Genomic DNA, 17,589 nt, shown 5'->3' with positions numbered 1-17,589 from the left:
GCCCGCGGACCGGGCGGCCGCCGCGGCGCGGGAACTGCTCGCCGGGCTGGGCTCGGCGGCCGGGGTGGACTCCGCGCTGGGCCTGTGGACCAAGCGCACCCTGGAGCTGCGCGAGCGGTGGGAGGCGGGGCTGCCGGCGGACGCGCACGGCGTGCTGACCGGGGACGCCGGGACCGACCGGAAGGCGCTGGACTCCTGGGCGTCGAAGCGCACCGGCGGACTCGTCGAGCGGCTGCCGGTCCAAGTCACGGAAGACACCGAACTGGTGCTGGCGAGCGCCCTGTCGCTGCGCACCCGCTGGCTGCGCCCCTTCGAGGAGAGCCCCTGGTGGCCGGAGGCCGGCCCGTGGTCCGGCGGCCAGGTGTACCTGGGTCTGGAGCGCAGCAGCACGCTGCTGGACCGCGTCGGCGTGGCCGACACCCCGGACGGCCATGTCACCGAGCTGCGGGTGCACGGCACCGACGCGGTGGACGTCCACCTGGTGCTCGGCGAGGAGACGATGACGCCCGCTCAGGTGCTGCGGGCCGGTGTGTCCCTGCTGACGGACCGGACCCGGCTGACGCCGGGCGACCGCCTCCCGCTGGGCGATCCGGGCCCAGGAATCCGCGTACGGCGCATACGCGCCATGAACCCGGCCCCGCCGACCCTTCACGTCAGGACGCCCGCGTACGAGGTACGGGCGGACCACGAGCTGCTGCGCCGCCCCGAGGTGTTCGGCCTGGCCACGGCCTGCCTCCCTTTGATGGGTGGCCACTTCCCCGGTGTCTCCGCCTCCCCCCTCCTCATCGACTCGGCCCAGCAGTCGGCCGTCGCCAGGTTCCACGCCCGCGGCTTCGAGGCCGCCGCGGTGACGGCCCTGGCGGCCGCCGGGGCCGGCCTCTCCCAATTCCGCTGGCTGATCACGGTCGTCGATGCCGACTTCAGCCGTCCGTTCGGCTTCCTCGCCGTGCATCGGCACACCCGGCTGGCGCTGGCGGCGGGGTGGGTCGTGGAGCCGCTGCGCTACGAGTACGAGGACGAGGACGAGGACGACGTGTGGTGAGGGGCGTCTGACCGGGCGGACACGGCTCGCCCCCGCCGCGAACTCGGCCGCGACGGGGGCAAGGTGAGAAGGTGAGGTCAGCCGACCGGGGTCAGAACTCCAGGGCCCAGGAGTCGATGCGGCCCGTGTCCCACCAGTAGTTGTCGCTCACCCGCAGGTTCCACGTGCCGTTCGCGGTCTCCGAGGAGGCGTTCACGGTGTACGTGGTGTTGATGTTGTCCGAACTCCCGCCGGTGCCGTAGTCCTTGAGCAGGTACGCGGTGCCGTCGGGGGCGATGAGCTGGACGCGCAGGTCACCGATGTAGGTGTGGGCGATGTTCACCTCGACCTGGAGGTCGGAGGGCGCGTTGCCCGACACCCCGCTGACGGTGATCGGCGAGTTGGTCGTGGCGTTGTCGTTGATCGCGTAGTCGGTGGTGTTCTCGAACCGGTCACCCGGCGGCGGAGGGGTCGTGTCGCCCTCGCCCACGAACAGCAGTCGGTTGGGCGAGCCGGAGCCCGGGCTGCCGACGACACCGGTGGTGGCCGCGGTCGTCAGCGCCGACGAGACCTGCGCGGGCGTCGCCGTCGGGTTGTCGGCCAGGTACAGGGCGGCGGCACCGGCCACGTGCGGCGTCGCCATCGACGTACCGGAGATGGTGTTGGTGGCGGTGTCGCTGCTGTTCCACGCCGAGGTGATGGACGAGCCCGGGGCGAACAGGTCGAGGACGGAGCCGTAGTTGGAGTAGCTGGCCCTGGCGTCCGACGAGGTGGTGGCGCCGACCGTGATGGCCTCCGTCACGCGGGCGGGGGACCTGGTCGAGGCGTTGGTGGACTCGTTGCCCGCCGCCACCGCGAAGGTGACGCCGGAGGCGATGGCGTTGCGGACCGCGGTGTCGATCGCGGTGTCCGCGCCGCCGCCGAGGGACATGTTGGCGACGGCCGGCTTGACCGCGTTCTGCGCGACCCAGTCGATACCGGCGACGACCTGGGCGGTCGTACCGGACCCGCTGTTGTTCAGCACACGGACGCCGACGACCCGGGCCTTCTTCGCGACACCGTAGGAGGAGCCTGCGACGGTGCCCGCGACATGCGTGCCGTGGCCGTGGCCGTCCTGGGCGGTGTTGTCGTTGTCGACGGCGTCGTAGCCGTAGGAGGCCCGGCCGCCGAAGTCGCTGTGCGAGATGCGCACGCCGGTGTCGATGACGTACGCCGTCACACCCTGCCCGGCCGATTCCGGGTAGGTGTACGAGTTGTTCAGCGGCAGACTGCGCTGGTCGATCCGGTCCAGGCCCCAGGAGGGCGGGTTGGGCTGGGTCGCGGCGATGGTGAAGGTGCGGTTCTGCACCACCGAGGCGACCGCCGGGTCGGCCGCGAGCCGGGCCGCCTCGGTCTCGGACGCCTCGACCGCGTAGCCGTTGAGCGCCTTCTTGTAGGTGCGCTCGATGTCGGCGCCGTACTTCTTCGCGAGCGCCCTGCCCTCGGCGCTGCCGGCCCGGGCCGCGTCCGGCTTGAGGGTCACGATGTAGCTGTCCGCCACGGCGTTGGCCGCTTCGGCGTACTGGATCCTGCCCTCCTGGGCGGTGGGGGCGGCGCCGGCGGGGAGGGCGGAGACGAGGCCCGCGGTGAGCACCGCGGAGGCGGCCACACTGATCGCGGCCAGTCTTCGCCGAGTGGAACGCATCACTGCCATCTGAGGGATCCTCCTCAATCGGTGGTGCGCTGGTGGGGGGTGGTGCGGTGGGCCGAGCCCGCCAGAATGGACGTGATCATGTCAAGTTCACGCCTATGGGGCTTCCTGTGCGAACTCTGTGCACCAGCCGAAAGATTGAGGCTTCCACAGGAATTGCACAAGGGGTCCCGCACAGACGTAACACACGTGCCATATGCCAGACATGACACGCCGTCACCCTGCGCGGGACCCTTGCGGAAAGTTCGCCGACCGGTTCGCGGCCGGTGGATCAGTCGTCGAAACCGGTCGCCCTCGTCACCTTCTCCCAGCCGGTCACCTCGTCCCTGACCTGGTCCAAGTGCCCGAGTACGGCGGTCACCGCGTCATCGCCGAGGGGCAGTCGCAGCGGGGTCCGCTCGGCCTGGAGCGCGGCCAGGATGGCGGCCGCCGCCTTCGCCGGATCGCCGGGCTGTGTGCCGTCCCCGCCCTCGATCATGCCTCGGGTCGCGCTCACCTTCGGGTAGAGCCCGCTGTCGGGGCTCGCCCCCGCCCGGTCGGCCGCGAACAGCGAGGTGCGGAAGGCGCCCGGCTCCACGATCAGCACCTTGATCCCGAACTCGGCCACCTCGTCGGCGAGTCCCTCCGACATGCCCTCCAGCGCGAACTTCGTGGCGCTGTACGCGGAGAAGCCCGCGAAGGACATCTGCCCGCCCATGCTGCTCATCTGCACGATCGCCCCCGACCGGCGCTCGCGCATGCCCGGCAGCACCGCCCGGGTCAGGGCCGCCGGACCGAACACATGCACGTCGAAGAGCGCCCGCAGCTCCTGCTCCGTGGTCTCCTCCAGGGCGCCCACATGCGTGCGGCCCGCATTGTTGACCAGGACGTCGATCCGTCCGTGCCGGGCCACCACGTCCCGTACGGCGGCCTCGGCGGCGGCGGTGTCGGCGACGTCCAGGCGCAGCGCCTCCACCTGGTCCGGGTATGCCGCCACCAGGTCGTCCAGTGCCTCCGGCCGCCGTGCCGCACCGATCACCACATCGCCCCCGGCGAGCGCCGCCCCGGCGATCGCCCGGCCGAACCCGCTGCTCGCACCGGTGATCAGCCACACCTTGTTCATCACAGCTCCCCGTGGTCGCTTCGCTTGTGCCAACCATCGTGCTGGACGGGCCAGTTCGCGGTCCAAGACCTAGGCTGATAACCGATGGCTATGACGAGCGACGTGCATGTGCGGGACCTGCGGTACTTCGTCACGGTGGCGGAGGAGCTGCACTTCACTCGCGCCGCCGAGCGGCTCTACGTCTCCCAGCCCGCCCTCAGCAAGCAGGTGCGCGCACTGGAACGGCAACTCGGCGTGGAGCTGTTCCACCGCGGGCCGCAGGGCGTGACCCTCACCGAGGCCGGGGCCGCCCTGCTGCCGCACGCCCGGGAGGTGCTGCGGACCTGGGCCGAGGGCGCGGCGGCGCTTGAGGCGGCGCGGGCCGCCGCGCGCGGCACGCTGGTCGTGGGGATGAGCACCAGCCCCGGCCGGGGCGGACTGCTGCCCGCGATCCGCTCCCGCTTCACCGCCGACCACCCCGCCGCCGTGCTCCGTCTGCGCCAGGTGACCTGGGACGATCCGACAGCGGGACTCGCGGACGGCGAGGCGGACGTGGCGTTCGTCTGGCTGCCGCTGCCCGACCCCGGCCGCTACGGCTGGGTCGTGGTCGCCGAGGAACCCCGGCTGGTCGCCCTGCCGGAGGGACACCGGCTCGCCGCGCAGGACGAGGTCGGGCTCGACGACCTGTTCGAGGAGCCGTTCCTCGCCCTGCCGTCGAGCGCGGGCGTGCTGCGCGACCACTGGCTCGCCCTGCCCGAGCGCCAGGGGCGCCCGCCCCGGATCGGCGCGGAGATCGCCGGTACGGAGGAGACGTACGAGGCGCTGGTGGCCGGGCTCGGCGTCTGCCTCGTCGCCAGCGGGAACGCCCCGCTGATCACTCTGGGCGGGGTGGTCACGCGCCCGGTGCGGGGGGCTCTCCCCGGCCCGCTACGCCCTGGCCTGGCGGCGGGAGGACGAGCAGCGGGCGCTGGTGCGGGGATACGCGCGGGCCTGTGCGCGGGTGGTGGTCGGGGAGATGTGAGCCCGCTCTCCGTCAGGCCCGCCTGCCTATCTGCCGGCGGATCGTCTCGTCCGTGATCTCCGTGTCCGCCGCCAGCAGGAACGCCTTGCTGAGGATCAGGGACAGGCGCTCGTCCTCGAAGGGCAGGAACAGCTTGCCGTCCCGCTTGGTGCGGTCCGGGACGACGCACAAATAGGCGCCGTCCGGGTCCATGAGGATGTTGGCCGACCCGAGGTGGATCCGGTACGTGCGCAGGTCGCCGCGGACGACCAGGAAGCGCCCGTCCAGCTCGCACCGCTCGGCGATTTCGAGCCGGGGCAGGAGGCGCGCCAGGGCGTCCCGGCGGGCCTCGGCGTTCTCGGTCAGCTCGGCGAAGGAGGCCCGCTGCCAGTAGGCGCGCTCGGGACCGCTGTCGGCCCAGTCGGGGTCGGCGGCGATCGAGCAGACCCCGACGAACAGGTCCACGTCCCGCATCGCCTCGCTGAACACCGGCGCGGGCACCTCGGCCAGCGGCGCCTCCTGCCAGCCGCCCTCCGCGCGGCGGTCGAAGCGGACCTGGTCGGTGGCCGCCAGTTCGGCCCCGTCCGGCGAGTCGGCCCAGATGTGGAAGAAGCGGATCCGCCACTCCCCCGCCGCCAGCACGCGCTCGGCGACGTCCTCGTCCCCCATGGCCCAGGGGCCGAGCCGCCCGCTCTTCCAGCCGCGGGCCCGGAACAGGGCGAACATCCGCGGATAGTGGACGAGTTGACCGGCGAAGCGGTTGGAGTACAGGCGGGTTTCCTCCTCGGCCGGGGTGAGCCGGTAGATCTCGCGGAACGCCTGCTTGAACGGCTGCCGCAGCCGCGCCTCGGTGACCCGGTCCCGCCACGCCCGCACCTCGTCGGCGTCGGCGCGCAGCGGATGCCACAGCCGTACGGCGGCGTCGTCCGGCGCCTCGGGCAGGGCGTCGGCGGTTTCCGGCAGTACGGCCCGCCAGTCGCCGGGCGCGACCTCGATCTCCCAGATCAGGCGGCGCACGACGGTCCGGGCGAGCGGATGTCCGGCCAGTTCGGTGCGCCACCGGCCGTAGGGGTGGTGGGTGTCGACGGTGTATCCGCCCTCCAGGGCGCGGACCAGGGTGACGAGTTGGGCGTTCACCCGTTTGACCAGCTCGCGCACCTCTTTCACCAGGGCGGGGTGGTCGCGGCGGACCGGCGCGGGGGTGCTGCGCAGGGGGCGGCCGTCCTTCTCCCAGGTGAGTTCGGCGGTGTCGGTGACCGTGATGACGGCCGTGTAGTCGCCCGCGGTGCGGCGCAGGACGCCGCCCTCGGTCGTGGCGTCGGTCTCGAAGCCCAGGGTGGGCAGGCGCAGGGCCACGTCGGTGCGCTCGGCGAGGGCCGCCTCGACCTTGCGCAGCATCTTGTCGAGCTGTCTGGGCACGCCCGCGTGCCGGACCGTGCGGCGGACGGTGCGGATCGTGGTGACCAGCTCGGGCGTGGGGAAGTCCTGCGCGGCGCGCACCAGTTCGTAGAGCATCGCCTGGGAGGGGAGGGTCTTGGCGGCGGTGGGGGCGAGGGCGACGCCGGGGAGCAGGCGGTCGAACAGCTCGGGCAGCCAGGGCTCGTCGCGCAGCAGGGCGACGCGGGCGGCCTGGCCGACGGTGCGGACCTCCTCGTCGGTGAACGCCTTGTCCGCGCGGTAGGGGATCTCGCCCTTGGCGATCGCGTCGGTACGGTCGGCGGCGGCCTCCAGCGCGCGGCGGGCGTAGGCGGCGTAGCCGGGGTGTCCGACCAGTCGGCGCCAGTCGTCGAGCGGCGGTGGCTCGTGGTGGGCGCGGTCCCGGTGGGTCAGGCGGAGCAGCCGCTGTTCCTCCGCGGGCAGGGCGGCGACCACGGCCAGTTCGTCCGCGACGACGGGGCCCACCTTCCGGACGAGCCGGGCCTCGATGGCGCGCGCCGTCTCCTCGTCCGCGAGCCCGGCCACCGCGAGCAGCAGATGAGGCCGGCGCGTCTCCGGCTCTGTCTCCAGCAGCAGTCCGAGCAGGGACTCGACCAGCGCGGTGAGGTCCGGGAGCGGACCGGTGCGGTGCTCCACGGCGGTCAGGACCTGGGCGAGGTCGACGAACTCGCCCCGCTCCGCCCGGTCGCACATGATCCCGAACAACCGGCGGCACGCCTCGGGCGTGAAGCGCGGTCGGCGTTCCGCCACCGCCCCACGGACGGCGCCCCAGGCGAGCCCCGACGCCGGGGTCCAGGGGCGGGGCGCGCAGGACTCGGCGACCAGATCGCCCAGTTGCTCGTCGGTGACGCGCGACATGTCGGGCGCCGGGTCCGCGAAATCGGAGTCCGGGTCGGTCAGCGCGTTCATCAACCGGGCGGTCAGATCCATCGGGCGTCCTTCTCGTCGAGCCTGCTGCGGATCATGACAGCCGCCACTGACAACGCCGTCACCGTGCCCTGCCGACGGTCACTGTCAGTGGGGGCCGCTACGGTGACAGCCACTTGGGATCGGACGATCACCGGCCGGGGGGTCGGGCGGAGGGGAGGGGCTGTGCAGCGCTGGGAGTTGGCCGGGGACGGCTCGGCGAAGTTCTGGGAAGCGGCGGCGGACGGCGCGACGGTCACCGTGCGCTACGGCCGGGTGGGCTCGCGGGGGCGCACACAGTCGAAGGAGCTGGAGTCCGCGGAGGCGGCCGAGGCATATCTGGCGAAGGCGGTCGCGGAGAAGGAGCGCAAGGGCTACACGGCGGTCGCGGCGCTCGGCGCGTCCGACGCCCCCGACGAGGCCGGCGCCGAACCGGGCCCGCAGGCCGACCCCGAGCCGGCCGAACCCCTCCTCCCCGACGAGGACACCTTCGTCATGCCCCCGGCCTGGCGCCGCATGGTCCACCCCAGGCGCGGGGGAATCTCCCGGTCGGTTCCCCAACTCCGCGCCGACGCCCAGAGGCTGTGGGACGAGCGGCTGAAGGAGCAACAGGACTGGATCGAGCAGATGCTCACCGCCGAGCGCAGCGAGCCGGAGATCGTCGACGCCATGCGCGCCCATCTCAAGGGCAGCCCCAGCCCGCTCGGCGCCGCCGCGATCGCGTCCCTGACCCTGCACTACCAGCTCCCGGACGGCATCTTCGTGGACGCCTGGGCCAGCACCCACGGGCTGGTCTTCGCCGCCCGCGCGGTCGTGGACTTCTTCGACATCGAGGCCTACTGGAAGCAGTACGGCTCGCAGCGCGAGGACTGGTGGATCCGGTACCGCTCCGGGACGACCACGGCCGACCACCGCGCCCGCGACTTCGCCGACCGGATCCGGGCGTTGGTCAGCGCGGCGGACGACGACACCTACCGGCAGGTCGTCGACGTACTGGCCAAGTGCCGGGACACCACGCGCCGCCGCCTCGTCGTCTCCTACGTGGTGCCCTCCGAGCTGGACTGGGCCGCCGAGGCCGCCGCGGAGGCGGACCAGGTCGCCCAGGGCGATCTGCGGTCGATGCTGCTGTGCTCGCTCAACTCGCCCGAGCAGCTCGCCCACTTCAACGGCGAGTTCGAGTTCGGCTGGAACGGCTGGACGATGGCGCTGGTCGCCACGCTCGCCGAGGGCGTCGGCCCGGGCATCGGTACGGTGGTCGGGGCCGGCCTGGACCAGGCGTACGGCGCCGACAAGCAGCGCGCCCTCGCGGCCGCCCTGGTGGAGCTGCCCACGGACGAGGCGTTCCAGGTGCTGCTGGACCGCGCGGGCGACAAGAACGTACGGCCGTACCTGATGGAGGCGATGCGGCGCTATCCCGTGCGCGCGCTGCGGCTGATGGGCGCGGCGGCGACGGGTACGGGTGAGAGGGCCCCGTTGGCGGGGCAGTTGCTGACGGCGCACATCCTGGCCCACCCGGATGTGACGACGGCGGCGCTGCCCCAACTGCCCTCAGCGGTCGCCGAGTTCGTCGAAGCGCGGCTCTCCGCCTCGGCCCGGGTGGAAGAGGCTCCCGTCGAGGCGCTGCCCGCGCTGCTGGTCAGCCCGCCGTGGGAGAAGCGGCGCAAGGCCGCCAAGCCGCGCGTGGCGGGCGAGGCGCCCGCGGTTCCGGGGCCCCGGGTCGCGTGGCTGCCCGAGGAGCGGGAGTCCTGGGCCGAGGTCACCTCCCCGTACGGGCGGTACTACCTCACGCACGACTGGACCCGGGAGCTGGAGAGTCTCCGCAACGGCGTGCCGATGGGGGACCTCCGGGACGCCCTGCTGTTCGTCCTCCGGCCCGAGGACGAGGTCCGCCCGTTCCTGCACCTGTGCGAACCCGACGACTACTGGTACGGCGGGTCCGTCCTGAAGCCGATCGCCGCGCGGTTCGAGACGGACGCGCTGGCGCTGATGGTGCGCGCCGCCACCCGGCACCCCGCCGACCTGGGCGTGCTGATCATGCCGTTCCTCAGCGCCGAGGTCGCCGCCCTGGTGGCGGGCTGGCTGGTCCGGCTGAAGTCGGCCGACGCCACGGCCCGCGCCTGGCTGAAGCGGCACGGTCTCGCCGCCGTCCCCTACCTCGTGCCGGGCGCCGTCGGCAGGGCCGGGGTGGCCCGACAGGCCGCCGAGCAGGCGCTGCGCGTGCTGGCGGACGCCCACGGCGCCGACGCCGTCCTCGCGGCGTCCGCGGCGGCCGGACCGGAGTGCGCGGACATCGTCGCGGAGGCGCTGTCCGCCGATCCGCTGGAGAGCACCCTGCCCGCCCGGATGCCGGCCGTCGGCGCCTGGGCCGAGCCCGCGCTGCTGCCGCAGATCCTGCTCAAGGAGGGCGGGGCGCTGCCCACGCACGCGGTGCGGCACGTGCTGACCGTGCTCGCGCTGTCCAAGCCGGGCGAGTTCTACCCGGGCCTGGCCGTGCTGACCAAGCACTGCACCGCGCAGTCGCTGTCGGCCTTCGCCTGGGGTGTGTTCGAGCACTGGCGGCTGGCCGGGATGCCCGCGAAGGACAGCTGGGCGCTGCACGCGCTCGGCCGGCTCGGCGACGACGAGGTGGTACGGCGGCTCACCCCCGTCATTCGCGCCTGGCCCGGGGAGAACGCCCACCACCGCGCGGTCGAGGGGCTGAACGTGCTCGCCGCGATCGGCACCGACGTGGCGCTGATGCATCTCCACGGCATCGCCCAGCGTGTGCCGTTCAAGGCCCTGAAGACCCGCGCCCAGGAGAAGATCGCCGAGGTGGCCGAGGGCCTCGGGCTGACCGCCGAGCAGCTCGGCGACCGGCTGGTGCCCGACTTCGGCCTGGACGCGGACGGCAGCACCGTCATCGACTACGGCACCCGGCGGTTCACCGTCGGCTTCGACGAGCAGCTGCGCCCCTACGTCCTGGACTCCGACGGCAAGCGCCGCAAGGCCCTGCCCGCGCCCGCCGCCAAGGACGACCCGGAGCTGGCCCCGGCCGAGCGCAAGCGGTTCGCCGCGCTGAAGAAGGATGTGCGCACCGTCGCCGCCGACCAGGTGCGGCGCCTGGAGGCGGCGATGGTGACCCAGCGCTCCTGGACGGCCGGGGAGTTCCAGGACCTGTTCGTGGCCCATCCGCTGCTGTGGCACCTGGTGCGGCGGCTGGTCTGGCTCCGTGACATCGACGGCGAGGTGACGGCGTTCCGGGTCGCGGAGGACCGGACGTTCGCGGACGTCGAGGACGACGAGCTGACGCTGCCGGAGCAGGCGGGCGTACGGCTGGCCCATCCGCTGCACCTGGGAGAGGAGCTGGGCGCCTGGTCGGAGCTGTTCGCCGACTACGAGATCCTCCAGCCGTTCCCGCAGCTCGGCCGGGCGGTGCACGCCCTCACCGAGGACGAGGCGCGCGGCAACCGGCTCACCCGGTTCGAGGGGGCCACGGTGCCGGTCGGCAAGCTGCTCGGTCTGACCAAGCGGGGCTGGGAGCGCGGCGAGCCGCAGGACGCGGGCGTGGAGAACTGGTTCCTGCGCCGCCTGGACGAGAAGCGGTACCTGGTCATCGACCTCGACCCGGGGATCGCGGTCGGCGCCGTCGACATGCTCGGCGACCAGACCTTCCGCGCGGTGTGGCTGAGCGAGGCCCCCCACAACTTCTGGCGCCACACGGACAACACGGCCCCCTTCTCCGGGATCGGCCCGGTCATCGCCTCCGAGCTGCTCGCCGACCTCACCGAGGTGACCGCCAAGTGACCGTCACCGAGGAGTCCACCGAGCCGCTGCTCCAGCGGCCGCCCGCCGAGGTCCGCTACGCCGACGAGCTGGCCGCGCTGCGCGCCGCCGACGACGGTCCCCGTCCGCCCGGCTGGCAGATGGGTCTGCGGGCCGCGCTGCGGTTCGTCGTCGGCGACGAACAGGCCGGGATCAGCCGCAAGTTCGTCGGCAACGTGTCCCTGGTGGAGCGGGCCCTGGTCACGCTCGCCACCAACCGGGGTCTGATGCTGGTGGGCGAACCCGGCACCGCGAAGTCGCTGCTGTCCGAGCTGATCGCGGCGGCGGTCAGCGGGGACTCGGCGCTCACCGTGCAGGGCGGGGCGGCGACCACCGAGGACCAGATCAAGTACTCCTGGAACTACGCGCTGCTGGTCTCCGAGGGCCCCTCGCCGCGCTCCCTCGTCCCCGCGCCCATGCTGCGCGGCATGGCGGAGGGGCGGATCGTGCGGTTCGAGGAGATCACCCGCTGTCCACTGGAGGTGCAGGACTGTCTGCTGTCGCTGCTGTCCGACCGGGTCATCGCGATCCCGGAGCTGGACGGCCCCGAGGGCATGGTCTTCGCGCGGCAGGGCTTCAACGTCATCGCCACCGCCAACACCCGCGACCGGGGCGTCAACGAGATGAGCGCCGCGCTCAAGCGCCGCTTCAACTTCGAGACCGTCTTCCCGATCCCCGACTTCGACACCGAACTCGCCCTGGTCGAGGCCGAGGCGACGGCGCTGCTGAAGCAGTCCGGGGTGACCGCGCCGCCGCGCCGGGACGTGCTGGAGGTGCTGGTGGGCACCTTCCGCGAGCTGCGCGGGGCGGCCGAGCGCGGGGAGCGGATGTCCACGGTGATGAGCACCGCCGAGGCCGTGTCCGTCGCCCACGCGGTCGGGGTGCGCGGCTGGTTCCTGCGCGGCGAGCCCGGCACGGCGGCCGACGTGGTGGCGAGCCTCGCGGGCACGGCGGCCAAGGACAGCCCCGAGGACCTGGCCCGGCTGCGCCGCTTCCTGGAGCAGGAGGTGCCGCGCCGCAAGGGCGGACAGTGGCGGGCACTGCACGACGCACGGCATCTGCTGGCGGACTGATGGCGACGGACCCGGCGGCGGCTCCTTCCCCGGAGACGGCCCACTTCATCGGCGTACGGCACCACTCCCCCGCCTGCGCCCGGCTCGTCGCGCGGGCGATCGCCGCGCTGCGGCCGGCGTACGTGCTGGTGGAGGGGCCCGCGGACATGAACGGGCGGCTGGACGAGCTGCTGCTCGAACACCGGCTGCCGGTGGCGGTGTTCAGCCACTACCGGGACGAGACGCGAGTGGCGACCTCGTGGGCGCCGCTGTGCGACTACTCCCCGGAGTGGATCGCACTGCGCGACGGGCGGGCGGCGGGCGCACAGGTGCGGTTCATCGACCTGCCGGCCTGGCATCCGGCGTTCACCGAACGCGCAGAGGGCGCCGCCAACCGGTACGCGGACGCCGAGGCGCGGTACGCGGAGGCGACGGCGCGGTTGTGCGAGCGGTTCTCGGTGGACTCGGTGGACGCGCTGTGGGACGGGCTGTTCGAGGTGGCGGACGACCCCGACGGGCTCCAGGAGCGGCTGGACACCTACTTCGACCTGGTGCGCGGGGACGCGGAGGCGGACGCGGGCGACCGGGCGCGCGAGGAGTACATGGCGTCCTGGGTGCGCGCGGCGGTGGCCCGCAGCGGCGGGCGGCCGGTGCTGGTGGTGACGGGCGGCTTCCACCGCCCGGCGCTGCGCGCGCTCGCGGCAGTGGGCGGGACGCAGTGGCCCGAGGTTCCCGAGCCGCCCGAGGGGGCGCTGGGCGGGAGCTTCCTGGTGCCTTACTCCTTCCGGCAGTTGGACGCGTTCGGTGGCTACCAGTCGGGGATGCCGTCGCCGGGCTACTACCAGCGGCTGTGGGAGAGCGGGGCGGAGGCCGCCGCGGGTGAGCTGACGCGCGCGGTCGCCGAGCGGCTGCGAGGGCGCGGGATCGCGGTGTCCACGGCCGCCCTGGTGGCGGCGCGCTCGCTCGCGCAGGGGCTGGCGCTGATGCGTGGGCATCCGTACGAGGCCCGGGTGGACGTGCTGGACGGGCTGGCGGGCGCGCTGATCACGGACGACCTGGACCGGCCGCTGCCGTGGACGACCCGGGGCACGCTGCACGCGGGCACGCATCCGGTGGTGGCCGAGATGGTCGCCGCCTGCACCGGTACGGCCGAGGGCGCGCTGCACCCCGACACCCCGCTGCCGCCGCTGGTGCACGACGTGGCCGAACGGCTCGCCCGGCTGGGTCTCGACGGCGCCGAGGGCCCCGTGCGTCTGGACCTCACCGAGCCGCGCGGCCTGGAGCGCAGCCGGGTGCTGCACCGGCTGCGGGTGCTCGGCGTGCCCGGCTTCACCCGGGTCTCCGGACCTGCCGACAGCGCGGACCCGGTGTTCACCGAGCGCTGGGAGCCGTCACCGAAGGCCGGGCGGGAGGCGGCGCTGATCGAGGCGGGCGCCTACGGGGCCCGGCTGGAGGAGGCGGCCTCGGTGCTGCTCGCCGAGCGCGCGCACACGGCCGGGACGGACGCCGGGCCGCTGGCCGGGCTGCTGTTCGACGCGGTGCTGTGCGGGGTGGGCCCGCTCTCCGCCGATCTGCTGGACACGCTGGCGGACCGGGTCGGCCGGGTCCGTGAACTCGGCCCGCTCGGCGAGGTGCTGGCGACCGCGCTGGGGCTGTGGCGGCACGACCGTGTCTTCGGCGTGGCCCGGGGCCCTGTCCTGGGCGCGGTCGTCGCGGGCGCCGTACGGCGGGCGCTGTGGCTGGCGGAGGGTCTGCACGGCAGCGGGGGCGGCGTGGACCTCGGCAGACTGCGCGCGCTGGCTGCCGTACGGGACGCGCTGCGGTACGCGCCCGAGGCGGTGCCGATCACCCGGGAGGCCGCCGCCGAGGCCGCCGCCCGTATCGCCGGGGACCCCCTCGCGCCGCAGGATCTGCGGGGCGCGGCCTGCGGGTTGGGGTGGGCCCTGGGCGGTGCGGCCGATCCGGCGGCGACGGTACGGGCCCTCGCCCCGGACGCCCTCGGCGACTGGCTCGCCGGGCTGTTCGCGGTGGCCCGGGAGGAGGTCGGCCGGGGTGACGGGACCCTGGTCGACGTGCTGGACGACATCGTCGCGGCGATGACCGAGGACACCTTCCACGCCGGACTGCCCGCCCTGCGCCAGGCGTTCGCCTTCTTCCCGCCCCGCGAACGCGAGGCCGTCGCCGCGCACCTGCTGGAGCGCCGCGGCCGGGCCGGCTCCGCCCGGGCCCTCCTGCGCACCACCGCCGACCCCCTGCGACTCGCCCGCGCCAAAGCTCTGGAGGCCGCGGTGACCGACCTCCTCACCCGCCACGGCCTGAGGACGCCGTGCCGCGATGAACACGCCATGGGGCCAAGGACGTCACGCCCCGACGAACACACCACCGGCCCGAGAACGCCACACCCCAACGAACACACCACCGGCCCGAGGACGGCCCGATGAGCACGCCACGGCCCGAGGACCGCCCCATGAACACCCCCGACCCCACCCTGGAACGCTGGCGGCTCATCCTCGGCGCACCGGCCGAGAGCTGCACCGGCCCCCTGCACGGGACGGCGGCCGAGCGCGACTCCGCGCTGGACTGGCTGTACGGGAGGGACGAGGACCTGCGGCGGCGCGGGGTGCGCAGGCCCAGCGGTTCGCGGGCCGGTGGCACCGGGCCCTCGCAGGTCACCGCCGTGGACTGGCTGGACGACATCCACCGGCTGTTCCCGAAGGAGACGGTGGAACGGCTGGAGCGGGACGCGGTGGAGAACTACGGCGTCCATGAGATCGTCACCGACCCGGACGTGCTGGCCCGGGTCGAGCCGAGCCAGGCACTGCTGCGGGCCGTCCTGCGCACCAAGCACCTGATGAACCCTCAGGTGCTCGCCGCCGCGCGCCGGATCGTGGACTCCGTCGTCCGGGAGCTGATGGAACGGCTGCGGCCGGAGGTCCGCCAGGCCTTCACCGGTGCCCGCTCCCGCCGTCCGAGCCGGCTCCCGCTGGCCCGTGACTTCGACCACCGGGCGACCATCCGCGCCAACCTCGCCCACTACCAGCCCGAGCAGCGGCGCATCCTCATCCAGCGCCCGCACTTCCACGCCCGCACGCGGCGCCGTCTCGAACAGTGGCAACTGGTGCTGCTGGTCGACCAGTCGGGCTCGATGGCGGGCTCCGTGATCCACTCCGCGGTCACCGCGGCCTGCCTGTGGAGCCTGCCGGGCCTGAAGACCCATCTCGTCGCCTTCGACACCGAGGTCGTGGACCTCACCTCGGAGGTGTCCGACCCGGTGGAGCTGCTGATGGGGGTGCAGCTCGGCGGCGGCACCGACATCGCGCGGGCCGTGGACTACGGCGCGGGGCTGGTGGAGAACCCGCGGCGGACGATCGTCGCGATCGTCTCGGACTTCTTCGAGGGGGGCGATGCGTACCGCCTGGTCCGTACCGTGCGCGGGCTGGTCGAGCAGGGCACCACGGTGCTCTGCCTGGCCGCGCTCGACGAGGAGGCCGACCCCGTCTACGACCGGGCCCTGGCCGGGCGGCTCGCGGACGCCGGTGCCCCGGTGGGCGCGATGACGCCGGGAAGGCTCGCGGAGTTCGTGGCCGGGAAGGTGGGCCGATGAGCCGCGCCGACCTGCTGGCACTCACTCCCGAGACGCTGGTCTCGCTCGCCAACCGGGGGCTCGTCAAGCGCGCCGAGAAGGATCTCGCGGCGGGTGCGGGCCCGGAGCTGAGCGTCGCCGACGACACCACCGTGACCGGACGTTTCCCCGACGGCACCGTCACCTCCCTGCCGCCGGGCCGGGGCCTGGACGGCGCGGAGTGCGGCTGCGCGGCGCCCGGGATCTGCCGGCACCGGATCTGCCTGGTGCTGGCGTACCGGCGGAGCGCGGAGGGCGGAGAGCGCAGGGAGTTCGTGGACTGGTCCCCGGGCGAGTTCGACGACGGGTCGCTGGAGACGGCGCTCGGCCGCCCGGCCCTGAACGCCGCCCGCCGCACCCTGGACCGCGGCTACACCGCCCGCCTGCACCGCCCCACCCCGGCCGACCCGACCCCCCGGGCCGAACTGCCCACGTGCACCGTCCGTTTCCCGGTCCCGCACGAGCCGGGCTACGCCCTCACCGACGCCGCCGACGACCTGCGCGGCGAGGTCGTGGCGCTGGCGGTGTGGGCGTTCCGCGCGGCGGACGCCGAAAAAGCGGACGCCGAAAGAGCGGACATGGGAGGACCGAACGCCGAAGGACCGGACCCCGAGGTCAGTGTCGGTGGCCGCGCCGCTCCGAGCGGCCGGGGCGAACAGGCGCTGCGGTCCGCGCTGGCGCTCGCCGACGACCTGCTCCTCGACGGCGTGCCCCAGGCGGGCCCGGTGTTCGCCGGTTCCCTCGGCCGGGCCCGGGACGCGCTGGCCTCGGCCGCGCTGCCCTGGCCGGCCGGCGCGGTCGCGGAGCTGGCCGGGCAGCTCGCCGCGTACGCGGTGCGCGGGGCCCGTTACGACCCGGAGCGGGTGGCGCGGCTGCTGACCGAACTGCACGCCCGGCAGCGGGCCGCCGACCTGGACCCGGTCGGGGTGCTGGGCACGAAGGAGGCGCCGGAGACCCCGCTGCGCCGGGTCCGGCTGGTGGCGCTGGGCTGCCGGATCGGCGGCACCGAGCGGGACCGCACCGCCGAGGTCTGTTTCGCGCACCCGGAGGCGGGCGTCGCCCTGGTGCTGCGCCGCAGCTGGGACGTGCCGGAGGACCGATCCCCCACCGGCCACGACCTCGCGGCCCGCCGCGTCCTCGGCTCGCCCCTGCGCGCGCTGGCCGCCGCGAACGTCGTCAGCGAGCACACCGCCCGCGCCGCCGACCGTTCGGTGACGATCTCCCGCGGCCGGGTCTCGTCCACCAGTGTCACGCCTGTGGGCACGGCCTGGCTCGACCTGCCCGCGCCCCTGTCTCTGAAGGACACCGCCGCCCATCTGAAGACCCTCGCCGGGCGTCCGCCGCGGCTGATCCGCCCGCGCGTGGAGGCGGAGTCGGTGCACGTGGTGGAGATCGCGTCCGTAGGTCCGGCCGGCTACGACCCCGCCGCCCAGCGCCTGGAGGCCGTGGCCCACGACGCGGCGGGCAACGAGGTCCTGGTCCGCGCCGAGCACGACCCCCTGTGCCCGGCCCGCCTGGACGCCCTGGCGGAGGCCCTGGGCGGCAGCGGCGACGAACCCCTGTGGATCAGCGGCATGCTGACCCGCGACCACGGCCGCACCGTCCTGGAGCCGCTCGCCGTCCTCACCCCGGGGGGCGTCGTCGTCCCCGACCTCGCCCCCGGCGACGGCGACACGGCACTCACCACCGCGGCCCGCCGTACGACCGACCCCCTCACCCACGCCATGGAATCGGCCCTGCGCGCCCTCGCCGAGGCCGCCCACCACGGCCTGCGCCACCTCTCCCCGACGGCCCGCACCCGCCTCGCCGACCACGCGACCGCCCTGCGCCGCACCGGCCTGCACACGGCGGCCGGACTGCTAGACGAGCTGGCGGACCGCTTGGGCAGGGACAGCGTGGACGCGGCCGTCCCCGCCTGGGCGGACGCCCGGATCCACCTGATGACGAGCCTGGAACTGCACCTGGAGGGCGGCGCCTGA

General features: G+C 74.2%; 9 protein-coding genes and 1 pseudogene. 7 read left to right on the top strand and 3 right to left on the bottom strand.

Translation table 11 applies throughout. From position 1 onward, the window contains the following. On the top strand, positions 1–1,042 hold a 1,042-nt coding region (locus GA0115233_RS30900; protein WP_093723617.1), incomplete at its 5' end, for a serpin family protein. Positions 1,043–1,133: 91 nt separating this feature from the next. On the opposite strand, the gene GA0115233_RS30895 is transcribed toward GA0115233_RS30900, so the two are convergent. Then, positions 1,134–2,714, bottom strand: a complete 1,581-nt coding sequence (locus GA0115233_RS30895) for a S8 family peptidase (protein WP_093723616.1) — start codon at positions 2,712–2,714, stop codon at positions 1,134–1,136. A 268-nt stretch (positions 2,715–2,982) separates the two neighbouring features. Then, on the bottom strand, positions 2,983–3,813 hold the full coding sequence (locus tag GA0115233_RS30890; protein WP_093723615.1) for an oxidoreductase: 831 nt from the start codon (positions 3,811–3,813) through the stop codon (positions 2,983–2,985). Positions 3,814–3,897: 84 nt separating this feature from the next. Between GA0115233_RS30890 and GA0115233_RS30885 the strand changes: the two are divergent. Further along, positions 3,898–4,813: pseudogene (locus tag GA0115233_RS30885) on the top strand (LysR family transcriptional regulator). Positions 4,814–4,825: 12 nt separating this feature from the next. Here the strand turns inward: GA0115233_RS30885 and GA0115233_RS42265 are convergent. Continuing rightward, a complete protein-coding gene (locus tag GA0115233_RS42265; RefSeq protein ID WP_093723614.1) occupies positions 4,826–7,159 on the bottom strand; it encodes a DUF4132 domain-containing protein in 2,334 nt (777 codons plus the stop codon). Between the two features lie 162 nt (positions 7,160–7,321). Here GA0115233_RS42265 and GA0115233_RS30875 point away from each other — a divergent pair, with 162 nt between their 5' ends. The 5 genes from GA0115233_RS30875 to GA0115233_RS30855 are packed head-to-tail and all read left to right on the top strand — an operon-like array spanning position 7,322 to position 17,589. Continuing rightward, entirely contained in the window at positions 7,322–10,918 is a 3,597-nt protein-coding gene (locus GA0115233_RS30875; protein WP_255310416.1) for a WGR and DUF4132 domain-containing protein, read from the top strand. Further along, on the top strand, positions 10,915–12,009 hold the full coding sequence (locus GA0115233_RS30870) for an ATP-binding protein (RefSeq protein WP_093723612.1): 1,095 nt from the start codon (positions 10,915–10,917) through the stop codon (positions 12,007–12,009). Before GA0115233_RS30875 ends, GA0115233_RS30870 begins: the two co-directional genes overlap by 4 nt. Next, a complete protein-coding gene (locus tag GA0115233_RS30865) occupies positions 12,009–14,429 on the top strand; it encodes a DUF5682 family protein (protein ID WP_218063577.1) in 2,421 nt (806 codons plus the stop codon). The genes GA0115233_RS30870 and GA0115233_RS30865 overlap by 1 nt, the downstream gene beginning before the upstream one ends. After that, on the top strand, positions 14,426–15,592 hold the full coding sequence (locus GA0115233_RS30860) for a VWA domain-containing protein (RefSeq protein WP_255310415.1): 1,167 nt from the start codon (positions 14,426–14,428) through the stop codon (positions 15,590–15,592). Before GA0115233_RS30865 ends, GA0115233_RS30860 begins: the two co-directional genes overlap by 4 nt. Further along, positions 15,589–17,589 (top strand): hypothetical protein, encoded by a 2,001-nt coding sequence (locus GA0115233_RS30855; protein ID WP_093723611.1) that lies wholly within the window; start codon positions 15,589–15,591, stop codon positions 17,587–17,589. Before GA0115233_RS30860 ends, GA0115233_RS30855 begins: the two co-directional genes overlap by 4 nt.

Origin of the sequence: Streptomyces sp. DI166, from assembly GCF_900091315.1 — a bacterium.
In the GTDB taxonomy this organism is placed as follows: domain Bacteria; phylum Actinomycetota; class Actinomycetes; order Streptomycetales; family Streptomycetaceae; genus Streptomyces; species Streptomyces fuscus.
This window is presented reverse-complemented; position numbering and strand designations above follow the sequence as displayed.